Annotated in this window: 16 protein-coding genes; 8 read left to right on the top strand and 8 right to left on the bottom strand. The window is 32.4% G+C overall.

All coding sequences use genetic code 11. The features are described 5' to 3' along the window. Window positions 1-205 precede the first annotated feature (205 nt). A complete protein-coding gene (locus Q0912_RS13280; protein WP_299115875.1) occupies window positions 206-886 on the bottom strand; it encodes a M15 family metallopeptidase in 681 nt (226 codons plus the stop codon). 32 nt (window positions 887-918) lie between these two features. Here Q0912_RS13280 and Q0912_RS13275 point away from each other — a divergent pair, with 32 nt between their 5' ends. The 8 genes from Q0912_RS13275 to Q0912_RS13240 all read left to right on the top strand — a co-directional run bounded on the left by Q0912_RS13275 (window position 919) and on the right by Q0912_RS13240 (window position 7,033). After that, the gene (locus Q0912_RS13275) at window positions 919-1,524 is read left to right on the top strand and encodes an alpha-ketoglutarate-dependent dioxygenase AlkB (RefSeq protein WP_299115873.1); all 606 of its coding nucleotides are present in this window, start codon (window positions 919-921) and stop codon (window positions 1,522-1,524) included. 371 nt (window positions 1,525-1,895) lie between these two features. Then, window positions 1,896-2,822 carry an alpha/beta hydrolase gene (locus Q0912_RS13270; RefSeq protein WP_299115871.1) on the top strand — a complete coding sequence of 309 codons (927 nt, stop codon included), beginning with the start codon at window positions 1,896-1,898 and terminating at the stop codon, window positions 2,820-2,822. A gap of 331 nt (window positions 2,823-3,153) precedes the next feature. Then, the gene (locus Q0912_RS13265; protein ID WP_299115869.1) at window positions 3,154-4,014 is read left to right on the top strand and encodes an SPFH domain-containing protein; all 861 of its coding nucleotides are present in this window, start codon (window positions 3,154-3,156) and stop codon (window positions 4,012-4,014) included. Window positions 4,015-4,016: 2 nt separating this feature from the next. Further along, window positions 4,017-4,175: a DUF4177 domain-containing protein gene (locus Q0912_RS13260; RefSeq protein ID WP_299115867.1), complete on the top strand. Its 159-nt coding sequence runs from the start codon at window positions 4,017-4,019 to the stop codon at window positions 4,173-4,175. Then, the gene (locus tag Q0912_RS13255; RefSeq protein ID WP_299115865.1) at window positions 4,175-4,684 is read left to right on the top strand and encodes a hypothetical protein; all 510 of its coding nucleotides are present in this window, start codon (window positions 4,175-4,177) and stop codon (window positions 4,682-4,684) included. Before Q0912_RS13260 ends, Q0912_RS13255 begins: the two co-directional genes overlap by 1 nt. Beyond that, on the top strand, window positions 4,677-4,856 hold the full coding sequence (locus Q0912_RS13250) for an Arc family DNA binding domain-containing protein (protein ID WP_299115863.1): 180 nt from the start codon (window positions 4,677-4,679) through the stop codon (window positions 4,854-4,856). Before Q0912_RS13255 ends, Q0912_RS13250 begins: the two co-directional genes overlap by 8 nt. 130 nt (window positions 4,857-4,986) lie before the next feature. Then, a complete protein-coding gene (locus Q0912_RS13245; protein WP_299116177.1) occupies window positions 4,987-6,270 on the top strand; it encodes a DUF819 family protein in 1,284 nt (427 codons plus the stop codon). Window positions 6,271-6,322: 52 nt separating this feature from the next. After that, window positions 6,323-7,033: a DUF4369 domain-containing protein gene (locus Q0912_RS13240; protein WP_299115861.1), complete on the top strand. Its 711-nt coding sequence runs from the start codon at window positions 6,323-6,325 to the stop codon at window positions 7,031-7,033. A gap of 103 nt (window positions 7,034-7,136) precedes the next feature. On the opposite strand, the gene Q0912_RS13235 is transcribed toward Q0912_RS13240, so the two are convergent. The 7 genes from Q0912_RS13235 to Q0912_RS13205 form a co-directional block, all read right to left on the bottom strand. Next, complete coding sequence (locus Q0912_RS13235; RefSeq protein ID WP_299115859.1) at window positions 7,137-7,406, bottom strand: hypothetical protein; 270 nt, start codon at window positions 7,404-7,406, stop codon at window positions 7,137-7,139. A gap of 74 nt (window positions 7,407-7,480) precedes the next feature. Then, window positions 7,481-8,452 carry a type I phosphomannose isomerase catalytic subunit gene (locus Q0912_RS13230; RefSeq protein ID WP_299115857.1) on the bottom strand — a complete coding sequence of 324 codons (972 nt, stop codon included), beginning with the start codon at window positions 8,450-8,452 and terminating at the stop codon, window positions 7,481-7,483. 4 nt (window positions 8,453-8,456) lie between these two features. Continuing rightward, the gene (locus tag Q0912_RS13225; RefSeq protein WP_299115855.1) at window positions 8,457-8,867 is read right to left on the bottom strand and encodes a 6-carboxytetrahydropterin synthase; all 411 of its coding nucleotides are present in this window, start codon (window positions 8,865-8,867) and stop codon (window positions 8,457-8,459) included. After that, window positions 8,864-9,391, bottom strand: a complete 528-nt coding sequence (gene idi, locus Q0912_RS13220) for an isopentenyl-diphosphate Delta-isomerase (RefSeq protein WP_299115853.1) — start codon at window positions 9,389-9,391, stop codon at window positions 8,864-8,866. Before idi ends, Q0912_RS13225 begins: the two co-directional genes overlap by 4 nt. Before the next feature lie 105 nt (window positions 9,392-9,496). Continuing rightward, window positions 9,497-11,476 (bottom strand): OmpA family protein, encoded by a 1,980-nt coding sequence (locus Q0912_RS13215; RefSeq protein WP_299115851.1) that lies wholly within the window; start codon window positions 11,474-11,476, stop codon window positions 9,497-9,499. Between the two features lie 10 nt (window positions 11,477-11,486). After that, window positions 11,487-12,413: a type IX secretion system membrane protein PorP/SprF gene (locus Q0912_RS13210; RefSeq protein ID WP_299115849.1), complete on the bottom strand. Its 927-nt coding sequence runs from the start codon at window positions 12,411-12,413 to the stop codon at window positions 11,487-11,489. Window positions 12,414-12,441: 28 nt separating this feature from the next. Continuing rightward, window positions 12,442-13,743, bottom strand: a 1,302-nt coding sequence (locus Q0912_RS13205; protein ID WP_299115847.1) for a gliding motility-associated C-terminal domain-containing protein, incomplete at its 5' end; no start/stop codon positions are given.

Below are 13,743 nucleotides of genomic sequence, written 5' to 3'. Positions count from 1 at the left end.
TAAATGGATGATATATCTAAGCTATGTGATTATAACAATATGTACAGTAACAACATTCCTGGCTTGTTTAGCAACAGGTTGGCTTGTTATAGGATTTATTTTAATTATCCCTGGAATAATTGTTGGATTTTTAGTAATGCTAGCTTTACAATTAGTAATTTCTATACTAAAAGGGATTTTCAATGAAATTTATGTGAGGTTATAACTACTCTATCTCAAAATCAAAATATGTCTTCGGAAATGGTTCCCAACGCAACGTAAAATGCCACCATTCTTTTGGGTAATTTCTAAAGTTATATTTTAACATAATTGTTTGTAATAACTGTCTGTTCTTTTTTTGGTTTTCCTCTATATTGTCATAATCTACCCAGGACTGTTCACCAAAAAAATCAAAAGGACTTCCCATATCCAGTGGCTCACCTGTTTCACCACAAATTATGGTCAAATCCACTGTGCTTCCTCTACTATGACCAGATCTAGAAGCTATATATTCTTCTTTAAACAAATTTCGCTTTGCAACATCGGGATAAAATTGAGATTTATTAATCGTATCCTTTAAATTCCTGGCCCATCGTATAAAATGATTGACTGCGCGTTGAGGGCGGTAACCGTCATAAACTCTTAAACATAAATTTTGTTGTTGTAATTCTTCTTGAACACGCTTTAATTGCTCAACTGTTGCTTTGGTTAAAATCAATCGATTAGTCTTGTAACCATCTATAGTATCACCAACAAAATTGTTAGAACCATAATAACGTAATTCTACATCTAAATCTTCAATGATAGTATCCACGTATACAAAGCCTTCTGGTAAGTTTTTTTTTTGAACATAACCAAAAGAAATCGCTATAACGAAAAGTAAATATGAAAGTGTTTTATAATTCATAATGAAGCACTAATTTAGAGAAAAATTATGCTATGGACTTGTTTTTAGAAGATAAACAACACTTTCAATTGCCTAATGTAGAACTTATCTACGTTCCCAACTTCTTTAGTAAACAAGAATCAAATTTTTACTTAAACAAAATTAATACTGAAACCAGTTGGCAACATGATAACATAACTGTTTATGGAAAAACCTATAAACAGCCTAGACTAACAGCTCTTTTTGGGGAAACAAACCAACCTTATACCTATTCAAATATTGTAATGCACCCTGTAGCTTTTACACCAATTTTACAGTCAATAAAAGAGAAGGTAGAGCATTTTTCCGAACAAAAATTCAATACACTATTAATTAACTTATATCGCAATGGTAATGATAGTAATGGTTGGCATGCAGATAATGAAAAAGAGCTTGGCAATAACCCAGTAATAGCCTCAGTTAGTTTTGGAGAGGAACGTCCTTTTCATTTTAAGCACAAAACATTAAAAAATCAACGACACAAACTTATTCTAAAGCATGGTAGCTTATTACTTATGCAAGGAGAGATGCAACACCATTGGTTACATCAAATCGCTAAAACAAAAAAGGACATAAAACCTAGAATAAATCTTACGTTTAGAAAGCTCATTAAACTGTAAAAACAAAAAACCGGGTTCCCTCAAACCCGGTTTCTCTAATTTGCTTTTTTTATTATGTAAGTAGATTTAGGGTCTCTAAGTCAACATAACATAATGCAAATATTAATTAATTAATCCATTGAACTAAAAACTAAATTTTAGTACACTTCAAATATATAATTAGGTTTTAATTTTGTCGCTAAAAAACACTATTAATCGATGAAATACATTTAATTTTAACATTTTAAGATGAAATATTGCATTTCGTCGATGAAATGCATATCAACAAAAATTAAAAAGCATATTTATAAATACTAAAACCATATAAAAATTGTTTTTGAAATATAAATTCTTTTTAATATCAACTAATTTTACACTTATTTAAATTAAAAATGAGACATTATATATTAACTATACTTCTTTTCATTTTTGCCTTCAGTTTTGGTCAGGAAAAAACATATAGTGAAGATGAAATTTCTATATCAAAATGGATAGACGGTACATTACTTACTCCAAACGAAAGTGAAAAACCAACCTTGGTTATTATAATTGCAGGCTCCGGACCTACAAACCGTAATGGCAATCAAAATTTTCAAAAAAACAATTCACTAAAAAAATTAGCAGAAAGCTTAACTAATAATGGTATAGCTACATTTAGATATGACAAACGTATAGTAAAACAAATCCGAAAAGGTAAAGTAGACAAAAACTTAAAGTTCGATGATTTTGTTAATGATGCATCAGATGTAATTTCTTATTTCAAAAAAAATGATGATTATTCAAAAATATATATTCTTGGTCACAGTCAGGGAAGTTTAGTAGGTATGCTAGCAGTTAAGGATGAAGCTGACGGCTTTATATCACTTGCTGGTGCAGGACAGAATATTGGTGACGTTATTGTAACTCAAGTCACAAATATGGCACCGCAATTAGGTGAAGAAGCTAAGAAAATAGTTGATAAATTGAAGCAAGGTGAAACCGTAACTGATTATCCCAATGCCCTAGCCTCTGTTTTTAATACAGATATACAACACTTTATGATCAATTGGATGCAATATAATCCTACAGAAATTATAGAGACACTTAAAACACCCATTTTAATTATAAATGGCACAAAAGATCTTCAAGTTTCCGAAAATGAAGCTAAGCTTTTAAAAGCAGCTAATGATAAAGCGCAACTAAAAATTATTGAGAATATGAATCATGTTCTTTTTGAAATTAAAGGAGATGATTTAGAAAACTCTAAATCCTATAATGAATCGTTTAGGCCAATTTCTTCAGAACTAATTGATACTATTATTCAATTTATAGATAATTAATAATATGAAATATTGAGAACATTCAATTCAACTTTTCTGTACTTTAAAAAGTTACTTAAAATTAAAAAAGCATCTCAACCACGAGATGCTTTTTTACTAACTAACCAACCAAATTGTAATGTCGCGATTTAGTAGTGTTGTTACTATTGTAACTATCGCTGTAACCATTACACTTATTATATATCAAACGGTGTGCCAAACTTTATTTTTTATTTTTTTAATAAAAATGTAACAAAAACATTAATTTATATACTAATATTTTATATCTTTATGATATCATTTTAATATCATATTGATTTTTAATGATTATTAACCAATTAAATTTTAGATTATGAAAGAAGAAAAAATCATCGTCCCTGCAAATGGCTACTTAATGTTATTTATATTTTTAATATTATTTTTTGGAAGTATCGCCACAATGATTGCCTTAAAAACACCATGGCCAGGTATAACACTATTATTATCTTTAGTTATGGCATTTGGTTTTGTAATGGTACAACCCAACGGTTCCAGAGTATTGCTATTATTCGGAAAGTACGTAGGAACTGTAAAGAAAAATGGATTCTATTGGGTAAATCCATTTTATACCAAAAAGAAGATTTCACTTAGAGCAAGTAACTTCGATAGTGAACGTCTTAAAGTCAATGACAAGCTCGGAAACCCTGTTATGATTAGCACTATTTTAGTTTGGCGTGTACAAAACACTTATAAAGCAGCTTTTGATGTAGACAATTACGAGAATTTTGTACGTGTACAAACAGATGCTGCTGTTCGTAAATTAGCAAGTATGTATCCCTATGATAATTTTGCAGATGAAGGTGTTGATGAAGATATTACTTTACGCTCTAGTGTTAATGAGGTAAGTAATGCACTCGAAAAAGAAATAGACGAACGTTTATCTATTGCAGGTATTGAAGTTTTAGAAGCACGTATAGGTTATCTGGCCTATGCACAAGAAATCGCCAATGCAATGCTTAAGCGCCAGCAAGCTACAGCTATTGTAGCGGCACGACATAAAATTGTAGAAGGTGCTGTAAGTATGGTAGAAATGGCTATTGAAGAACTCAATAAAAAAGATGTTGTGGATTTAGACGAAGAACGTAAAGCTGCTATGGTAAGCAATCTTATGGTAGTACTTTGTGGTGATAAAGATGCCTCGCCAATTGTAAATACAGGAACTTTAAGTCATTAATTATGAAAGAATATAAAGTGGTACAACCTAAGCTTGGGTTTAGAAGTCGATTTCAAAATTTTGAAGACCTTTTAAATCAACATGCCAGAGAAGGTTGGACAGTTGAATTTATAGGTCAGGGTTGGGCTAGTGTAGTGTTTGAACGTGATAAAAACAGATAATGCGAATTTTTAAGGAAAAGCAACGTTTTAATCAAGCTTGGTTAATTATTTTAATGACCATTAATATCCTAATGATCGTTGGAATAATCTTGGGTAAATATATTAAAGAGCCCAATAGCTTTTCTGTAATAGAACTGGTTTTATTAATTGGTTTTATACTGTTGATCCCTGGTTTTATATTTTTGTTCAAGTTGGTATTAAGAATCGACGAAAAAGGGATACATTATAAGTTCTTTCCATTTCATTGGAAATTAAAGACCATAGAATGGAATAGCATAGACAAAGCCTATATAAGACACTATGATGCTCTTGGGGAATATGGAGGTTGGGGGCTTAAAGGAGGACGACTTTGGAAAAAATCAAAAGGGAGAGCCATAAATGTATCTGGTGATATAGGCATTCAACTCGAGCTAAAAAATGGTAAAAAACTTTTGATTGGCACCCAAAAGAAAGAAGAAGCTGAACACGTTTTAGCAACTTATAAACCAAAAACTAATAACAATGGCTAAGAAAAAAGCATTTGCGTTGCGCATCAATGAAGATATGCTAAAAGCTGTTGAGAAATGGGCAGCGGATGAATTTCGTAGTACCAATGGACAAATAGAATGGATGTTGATGCAGTACTTAAAAGAACATAATAGGCAGCCAAAAAAGAAAGAAAAACCTGAAGGTGAAAAGTGATCAGAAATGGTCACTTTTTTAGTTTTTAATTTTTGTATTTTGCGCAGAAATTATCTCTATGAATTCTAAAAGCAAATATATCCTGGCTTTCATTTTAACAGTCTTATTGATTGCAATTACTTCAATTTTAATGTACTTTTTTTATGAAAAGCCAAAAGATCCAATTTTTGCTAATGATGCAATAGTTTTTGGTCTTTTAATGATAGCACTAGGTTTTGTGTTTTTAACAGAATCAAAAAAATCGGGTTACTGGTATTATTTCTATAAAATAGTTCCAGGGCTTTTAATGTGCTACCTTATTCCTGCAATATTTAATTCTTTAGGTTTAATTTCAGATGAGATTTCTAAAACTTATTTCATTGCCAGTCGCTATTTATTACCTGCATCATTAGTACTTCTAACTTTAAGTATAGATTTAAAAGCCATTTTTAATTTAGGCTGGAAAGCCTTGGTAATGTTTTTTACAGGAACAGCAGGTATTATTATTGGTGGTCCCATAGCTATTTTACTAATTTCTTCATTTTCACCAGAAACCGTTGGAGGTGCTGGTTTTGATGCGACATGGAGAGGGTTAGCGACTTTAGCTGGAAGCTGGATTGGTGGTGGCGCCAACCAAGCTGCTATGTTAGAAATCTATGAATTTAACCAGGAATTATATGGAGGAATGGTACTTGTAGATATTGTTGTTGCCAATATTTGGATGGCTTTAATTCTTTTAGGAATTGGTAAGCGCAAAAAGATTGATAATTGGTTAAAAGCAGACAATACAGCTATTGACGAATTGCAAAATAAAGTGCAAGCGTTTAGTGATAAAATTACACGTATTCCATCAACTTCTGATCTCATAATAATATTAACAATTGCTTTTGGTGCTGTTGGTATTGCCCACTTTGGTGCTGACCATATTTCGGTATTCCTTAAAGATAATTTTAAAGCTGTAAGTGACCCTAAAAGTGCGTTATCATCTTTTGGTAGTGGTTTCTTTTGGTTGATTTCTATTGCAACTTTAATTGGTGTATTATTATCCTTCACCAAAGCTAAAAATTATGAAGGTGCAGGAGCCAGTAAAGTTGGAAGTGTCTTCATTTATATTCTTGTGGCTACTATTGGTATGAAAATGGATTTAGGTAAAATTCTTGAAAATCCAGGATTAATTTTAATCGGTTTGGTTTGGATGGCCATCCATGCAGGACTCCTAATCTTAGTAGCTAAACTCATAAAAGCACCATATTTCTTTTTAGCTGTTGGTAGTCAAGCTAATGTTGGTGGAGCAGCATCAGCACCTGTTGTGGCTGCAGCTTTCCATCCCTCACTAGCAACTGTTGGGGCTTTACTTGCTGTATTTGGCTATGTTGTCGGAACTTATGGAGCTATACTCTGTGCAGAGTTGATGAAAATTGCAGCAGCTGGCTAGTGTTTTTAATTTCAAAGTAAGATATTTGCACACCAATTTATGTAAATAACGTATGTTAAAATTAAACAAAGTTTTTAGCCTTATTATTATAGGTATAATGATGTTTTCTTGTGAAAAAGACAAGGAAGCTAATTTTACTTTAAAAGGTAATATTAAGAACCTTAAAAAAGGTGTTGTATATCTTCAAAAAGAAGGTGACTCAACTATTATAGATTTAGACTCTGTGGTAATTAATGGTCAACCAGAATTTACTTTGCAAACCAATATTGAAGAGCCTATTCTACTCTATCTTAAATTATTTAAAAACGATGGTGAAGAACATTTTATTCCTTTCCTGGCAGATAAAGGTGTAACAGAAATTAAAACATCATTAAAGAATTTTAATTTTGATGCTGAAATAAAAGGTTCTCAACAACAAGATTTATTGAATGAGTACACCAAAGTAATGTCTAAATACAATGAACAAAACCTTGACCTTATTGAAGCCAGCTTTTTAGCCCAAAAGGACAATGACAGTATTGCTTTAGATTCACTCAACAAGCTTTCTGAAACCTTATTGAGACGTAAGTATTCTTATACCATTCAATTTGCGTTAAATCATAAGGATAATATGATTGCACCTTATTTAGCATTGTATAAAATTCCGGCAGCAAACCCAGTTTATATTGATTCCGTTTATAATGGTTTAACTGAAAACGTTAAAAATTCATTATATGGAAAGAAGTTAAATGATATTATTTTAAAAAGAGCATCTGAGGAATAAAAAATATTCTAATTTATTTCCGTTAGGTTTCTATAAAAGGTTACCATAAAAAAACCAACCATGAGAATGGTTGGTTTTTATTTAATATTAAAATATTATATAACTATTTCAATTTATTAATACGATCTATTAAAGCTCTACCTTTTGCTTCTAAATCGTTATTAATAGCCTTAAAATGCGATTTAGCGTCCTCTATACTTCGATCATTTACGCGAGCAATCAATTCATCAAAACCAGCAAAAGCATCATCAATAATGGCATCACTTTCCTTAGTTGGTTTTTGTGTATTCTCTAATTCCCAATAATAAACTGCTTCAATGATATCTCCAAAAACATAGTTGATATCCTTTTTTAAATCTCTTTTATTTGCCATGATAATTTTTCTATTTATTAAGGTACAAATGTAATAAATCCTTATATTAATAATCCGAATTTAATTTTGAAGTTTTAAACATAAACTTCAAGAAGTTTTGCGTCTTTAGTTTTTAATTTAAAATGCTTAATTACAGCAGGAATCAAAATTGTTTCACCCTTAGAAATTATATCTGTTGTGTTATCTGTTAAAACTTTAACTTCACCTTCAACACACATATATATTAAAAATGAATCTTCTTTGTTTTCTTTTTCAATATCTGCATTCAATTCTAAATAATTCGTTGTAAAAAATGGGCAACTTATAATTTTGTTTGCCACATTTTTTTGCTTTTTATACTTCATCCTAAAATCATCATTCATATCAAACCTAAAAGCATCAATAGCAATATCATTATGTAACTCACGCATATTACCTTTATCATCAATCCTATCCCAATCATAAACACGATAGGTTATATCGCTCGTTTGCTGAATTTCAGCTAATAGAACACCTGCACCAATAGCATGAATACGACCAGTTTCAATAAAATAAGTGTCTCCTTCTTTTACCTTATCGAAATTTAAAACCTTGGTAAGTGTTTTATTCTCAAGATTTTTTAGATAAGTTTGCTTATCCATTTCTTGATTAAAACCCACAATGAGATTAGCATCCTTATCAGCTTGCATTACATACCACATCTCATTTTTGCCAAAAGAATTATGGCGTTTTTTAGCCAACTCATCGTCAGGATGAAGCTGTATACTTAAATCTTCTTTAGCATCAATAAACTTTACAAGCAATGGAAAGTTATTACCAAAACGTTCATGATTTTTTTTACCTAATAAATCTGCTCTGTAGTGCTCTATAAGGTCTTTTAAAGTTTCACCTTTTAATTCTCCATTAGAAACTTCAGAAATATCACCAGAAACAGTACTTACTTCCCAACTTTCACCCAATTGTTTTGAATTAGATTTTTTATTAAACTGTTTAATAAGCTTTTCTCCTCCCCATATTTTATCTTTTAAAATGGGTTGAAACTTTAATGGATATAAAGTACGTTTCATAAAATTACTCACCAGAATAGGTTACAAAGTTACGAGGTGTTTCGTAAAGTGTAATTTCTAAATGAAATTTAGAATCTAATTTAGCCTTGATTTTATTATAGATTACAACTGCAATATTTTCTGCAGTAGGGTTTAAGTCTTTAAATTCGGGCACTTCGACATTTAAATTTTTATGATCAAAAGCATCCTCTACTTCAGACTTAATAATATCTTTTAAAATCTTTACATCTATAACATAACCTGTTTCTGGATCTATCTCTCCAGTAACACTTGCTATAAGTTCATAATTATGCCCATGAAAATTTGGGTTATTACATAACCCAAAAACAGCATCATTTTTTTCGAAGCTCCAATCTTTTCTATAAAGTCTATGGGCTGCATTGAAGTGTGCTTTTCTATGTACAGTCACTTTCATAAGTTATTGACGTTTATAAATTCATAAAACTTCTCAAATATAATTTTAAACCAAGCTGTATAATTTTGAGGATGTAATGCCATATCTACTTTCACCGCTTCTGGTGACATCCATTTCCAATCTGCGACTTCATCTACATTAATATTTGGTGCTTTGTTATAATTACCAATCATAATATGGTCGTACTCATGCTCTGTTAGACCATTATCAAAAGGTGCTTTATATATAAAAGATGTCGATTCTTTTAAGTCGGTTACAAACCCCATTTCTTCTTGCAGTCGTCTTTTACCTGCTTCTAAATTAGTTTCGCCATCACGTTGATGACTACAGCAGGTATTTGTCCAAAGGCCTGGCGAATGATATTTATGTAATGCACGTTGTTGAAGCATCAATTCGTTTTCATCATTAAATATAAAAACTGAAAACGCACGATGAAGAAGTGCTTTTTCATGCGCTTCCATTTTGGGCATTAAACCAATCTGATTATCGTTTTCATCCACAAGGATGACTTGTTCTTCTGTCATAGAGCAAAATTAATGACTAAAGCTTTAAAAATGGTAAAGGAATTCATAAAAAATAGCCGTTCAATTTTTAAACGGCTATTTGAATCTTTTATTTAATCGTAAAAGTTATTCTTTATCGTCGCAAGATTTACCATTAATACTTGTAATAATAAATTCACTTCGTCTATTTAATTGATGTTCTTCTTCGGAACAACCAGATGTATTTGTTGGTTCACAACCACAATCGTTAACTAACTGTGACTCACCATAACCTTTAGCTGTTAATCGGTTGGCAGCAATCCCATTATCAATTAAGTATTGGCGTGTGGATTGTGCTCTTCTTTCGGATAACCTTTCATTATAGTCTGCTAATCCTCTACAATCTGTATGCGAACGAATGTCGATAGTCATGGTTGGGTATTTGTTCAATACCGCTAATACTTTCTGTAATTCAATTTCTGCATCGTATCTAATATTAGATTTATCAAAATCGAAATAGATAATTGGTATATCAAGTATCTTAGCTAAATCGTCACAAGGTTCAATTTCTTGTTCGTCTTTCTCTAACAATAACTGTAGTTGTAATTCCTGCTTACGCTTTGGTGTAGTAAAACGTTTTTCGTCAGAGGCATAGGTTTCTTTTTCTCCTCTAATTAAGTATTCTTTTTCACATTCGAGCTCAAACTCAAAAGCAGCATCAACACCAACAGTTTTACGTTGAAGCTCATTTCCTTTACCATCGAATAAAATTACCGTAGCATCAGCTATTAGATTGTCTGTATTTTTATCTTGTACTGTTCCCGCAACCAGTTGCTTACATTCCGGAACCTCGAATGTATAAATATCATCGCTACCTTTTCCTCCTTCTCTATTAGAACTAAAGTACACACGTTTAGTGACTAAGTTTTCATAATAGCCAAAATCGTCTGCAATACTATTTACAGGTTTACCTACATTTTCAATAGGAAAATTTCTGTTAGAACCCACACTTACCTTTTGGTCTAATTCTTCGGACTTAAATACATCTAAGCCGCCTAAGCCTGGAAATCCGGTTGAAGAAAAAAACAAGTTACCACTAGTGTCTACAAAAGGAAATGACTCCTGACCTTCAGTATTAATTGAAGAACCTAAGTTTTCGGGCTCACCAAGTGTACCGTCATCATTAACATCTACTACAAAAATGTCTGATTGCCCATAAGTTCCCGGCATATCTGAAGCAAAATACAATCTCGATCCTGTAAGGTTTAAAGCTGGATGTGCTACACTATAATCTTCACTATTAAAATGAATCTTGTGAATTTCATCCCAAGTACCATCCTCACTCAAAGTCGCTCTATACAATTGTAATCTATTAACTCCTGTTTCATCTTCTTTATACTTTAATTTGAAGAAATTATTTCTTGTAAAGAACATATACTTTCCATTAGGTGAAAATACAGCACTAGACTCATGGTATTTTGTATTTACTTTTCCATCAATTTCCTTAACCTCACCAAATCCATCATCCGTTTTTTCAACTGAATATAAATCTAAATACGGTTCTTCATTCCAGCGGTATTTACGCCCTCCGCCTCTAGCTGAAGCAAATACAATTCCGTTTTCATATTCTGTAGTTCCAAAATCTGAAAGCTCTGTGTTAATTTCTAAATTTTGAGGCTCAATATCATCTCTACTCAATTCTTCAATATTAGACTTATAATCTACTTTAGAGAGGAAAGCTTTTCCTCTTAAATCATCTGGTTTTAGCTCATTAAACTTCTTCATCCACTTATCTGAGTCTTCATAATTTTCAATGCCTTTAAGTGCCAGGGCATATCTAAAATAGTATTCGGGATCTATAACTTCATTCATAATCATTAACTCACCATACCATTTAGCTGCATTCACCATATCATTATTAAAATAGTAGGAATTCGCTAACTTTTGAAAAAGATCTGCAGACTTATAACCTTTATTGGCGACTTCTAGAAGTACTTCACTCGTTTTAACATAAGCAAAGTCTCTGTAGTCATCTTCGACACTTTTTATCTTTCCGTTTTGGGCATAAGTAGATAAAGTAATCATACCTACAAATGCTACACATATATATCTTGAAATTGTTCTCATAGTTATATTTTTAAAAGAAGCGTGGTGATAAAATTCTACCTAATCGTTTCACTTCAAATCTTAAAGTTATTTCGTGTGTTCCGCTATTGTAATTATTTAATCCTGTTGTAGTTAAATCATAACCATAGCCTATAAACATACCTGGTGTAGCTTGAAAGCCTACTAGAGCACTTACAGAATCATCCCATCTCCATGCCAAACCAGCAGTTAAGTTCTTTTTATACCAAAAATTAGCTGAGATATCTGCTATTAGTGGAGCTCCCGAAACACCTTTAACTAAAAAGGCTGGCTTAAGCTCTAAGGTTTCACTTAAGTTAAACACATATCCTCCAATAGCATAAAAGTGCATACGTTCAGTAGCTACAGATTCTTGAAAATCATCATAATGATCCGTCTCTAAAAAATTAGGAACCGCTAAACCTAAATACCATTTTCTGGTATGCATATACAAACCTGCTCCTACCATTGGTGAAGTTAAACTTAAGTTGTTTTCGAAAGCTGGATCAGTATCTCGAAATCTTCCTTTACTCCAATCAGTATTTAAAATATGTAGACCACCTTTTACTCCAAAAGATAATTTTAGATCGTTAGCATTTAATGGTATGGTATATGAAAAGTTAGCATCTACAAAATTCTCTCTTGCAGGACCTAAAGCATCACTTACAATATTTAAACCTAAACCGATACGCTCATTACGTAAAGGTGAATGAATACTTAAAGATTGTGTTTGCGGTGCTCCATCAATTCCAACCCATTGCGATCTATGTAATCCAACAACACTTAGTGTTTCACGTTGCCCTGCATAGGCTGGATTAACACTTAGTGTATTGTACATATAATGCGTGTACTGAGGATCTTGCTGTGCAAAACTATTAGCACTAAGTAGTATAAACACTAAAGCTACTAATCCTTTTAATATCGATGATTTATGTATCATTTTAATATATTTTATTATTCAGTGTTAATTAGTTTCGTCTATTTACATATACCCAACCTACTCTTGGTTCTGAACCATCACCCAGATTAAGAACATAGTAATACGTCCCAGCTGGTAACTCATCAGATTGATTGATTACGGTCCTTCCGTTAGAAGTTCCTGTCCAATCATTCTGATATCCTTTTTTACTATATACGATATTACCCCATCTATTATAGATTTCAAGTTTATTGTTAGGGAATCGTTCTAAACAATCAATTACAAACGTTTCGTTTATACCATTTCCGTCTGGTGAGAATTCGTTATAAATGGTCAAACATATTGGATCAACTTCTGCTGTATCTTCATCATTACTTGGATCTACATCAGATCCTCCATCGGCGTTACCAACAAATGCAGTATTAGTATAATCTCCAAACCCAAGTACTTCTACAGTAATTTGAAGAATTTCCACCTGATCAGGATCTAACTGACCTACAATCCATTCTCCATCAAATTCTGAATAAGTTCCAGTAGTTGTAATTGCTGACACAAACACATAACCATTAGGTATTTGTTCGTTTATAACTACATTGGTTGCTGTAACATTTCCAATATTGGCTACCTCAATGGTAAATATAACTTCGTCACCCACTACAGGTCGCAATTCATCTACAACTTTAGTAACCTCTAAATCAAAGATTGAATTTACAGGAGTCACTGTTGGGTCATCTGGTTCACCATCTCCATTATCGTCATTATCATTATTATCATTAGGATCATCACTTGTGTCTCTAACATCATCTGCAGGATCACCTAAATCACCACCTGGTCCTTCACTAGTTACAGTTGCAGAGTTAGTAACAAACCCAATATCCAAATCTATCTGGGTAATCTGATACGTCGCTGTAAATGTTGTATCATCAATCTCACCAGGTAACAACTGAGCGATAGGCCCTCCAATTAGATTTAATCCTGGAAGTGCATCTTGTACTTCAATATTTGTTAGGGTTACATTACCTGTATTTTCTACAATAAATACATAAGATATAATATCATCTATGCTTCCAGCAATACCATCTCCATTAGTGTCAGCAAGTGGTAAAGTAGTCTTAATAAGACTTATCATAGGTACCTGTACTATTTCTGTATCGGTTGGATCATCTGTTCCTGTTGGGTCTGTTGGATCATCACTATCATCTGTAACACCACCACCTAAGGGATCTGTGCCACTGGCTATCGCCTGGTTCGTTACGATACCTGCATCGATATCCGCCTGGGTGATCGCATAGGTCGCTTCGTAAATAATTGTGCCTGAACCTACAACCATATCTTCTAAGTCGGCTTCACC

This window comes from uncultured Winogradskyella sp. (assembly GCF_947498345.1).
In the GTDB taxonomy this organism is placed as follows: domain Bacteria; phylum Bacteroidota; class Bacteroidia; order Flavobacteriales; family Flavobacteriaceae; genus Winogradskyella.
Note: the sequence above shows the minus strand (reverse complement) of the source record. Positions and strands in the feature narration are given on the sequence as shown.

Bases quoted from the DNA above. Each gene is read 5' to 3' on its own strand.
- Q0912_RS13280 (WP_299115875.1), bottom strand. From the start codon at position 886: ATGAATTATAAAACACTTTCATATTTACTTTTCGTTATAGCGATTTCT.
- Q0912_RS13275 (WP_299115873.1), top strand. From the start codon at position 919: ATGGACTTGTTTTTAGAAGATAAACAACACTTTCAATTGCCTAATGTA.
- Q0912_RS13270 (WP_299115871.1), top strand. From the start codon at position 1,896: ATGAGACATTATATATTAACTATACTTCTTTTCATTTTTGCCTTCAGT.
- Q0912_RS13265 (WP_299115869.1), top strand. From the start codon at position 3,154: ATGAAAGAAGAAAAAATCATCGTCCCTGCAAATGGCTACTTAATGTTA.
- Q0912_RS13260 (WP_299115867.1), top strand. From the start codon at position 4,017: ATGAAAGAATATAAAGTGGTACAACCTAAGCTTGGGTTTAGAAGTCGA.
- Q0912_RS13255 (WP_299115865.1), top strand. From the start codon at position 4,175: ATGCGAATTTTTAAGGAAAAGCAACGTTTTAATCAAGCTTGGTTAATT.
- Q0912_RS13250 (WP_299115863.1), top strand. From the start codon at position 4,677: ATGGCTAAGAAAAAAGCATTTGCGTTGCGCATCAATGAAGATATGCTA.
- Q0912_RS13245 (WP_299116177.1), top strand. From the start codon at position 4,987: ATGTACTTTTTTTATGAAAAGCCAAAAGATCCAATTTTTGCTAATGAT.
- Q0912_RS13240 (WP_299115861.1), top strand. From the start codon at position 6,323: ATGTTAAAATTAAACAAAGTTTTTAGCCTTATTATTATAGGTATAATG.
- Q0912_RS13235 (WP_299115859.1), bottom strand. From the start codon at position 7,406: ATGGCAAATAAAAGAGATTTAAAAAAGGATATCAACTATGTTTTTGGA.
- Q0912_RS13230 (WP_299115857.1), bottom strand. From the start codon at position 8,452: ATGAAACGTACTTTATATCCATTAAAGTTTCAACCCATTTTAAAAGAT.
- Q0912_RS13225 (WP_299115855.1), bottom strand. From the start codon at position 8,867: ATGAAAGTGACTGTACATAGAAAAGCACACTTCAATGCAGCCCATAGA.
- idi (WP_299115853.1), bottom strand. From the start codon at position 9,391: ATGACAGAAGAACAAGTCATCCTTGTGGATGAAAACGATAATCAGATT.
- Q0912_RS13215 (WP_299115851.1), bottom strand. From the start codon at position 11,476: ATGAGAACAATTTCAAGATATATATGTGTAGCATTTGTAGGTATGATT.
- Q0912_RS13210 (WP_299115849.1), bottom strand. From the start codon at position 12,413: ATGATACATAAATCATCGATATTAAAAGGATTAGTAGCTTTAGTGTTT.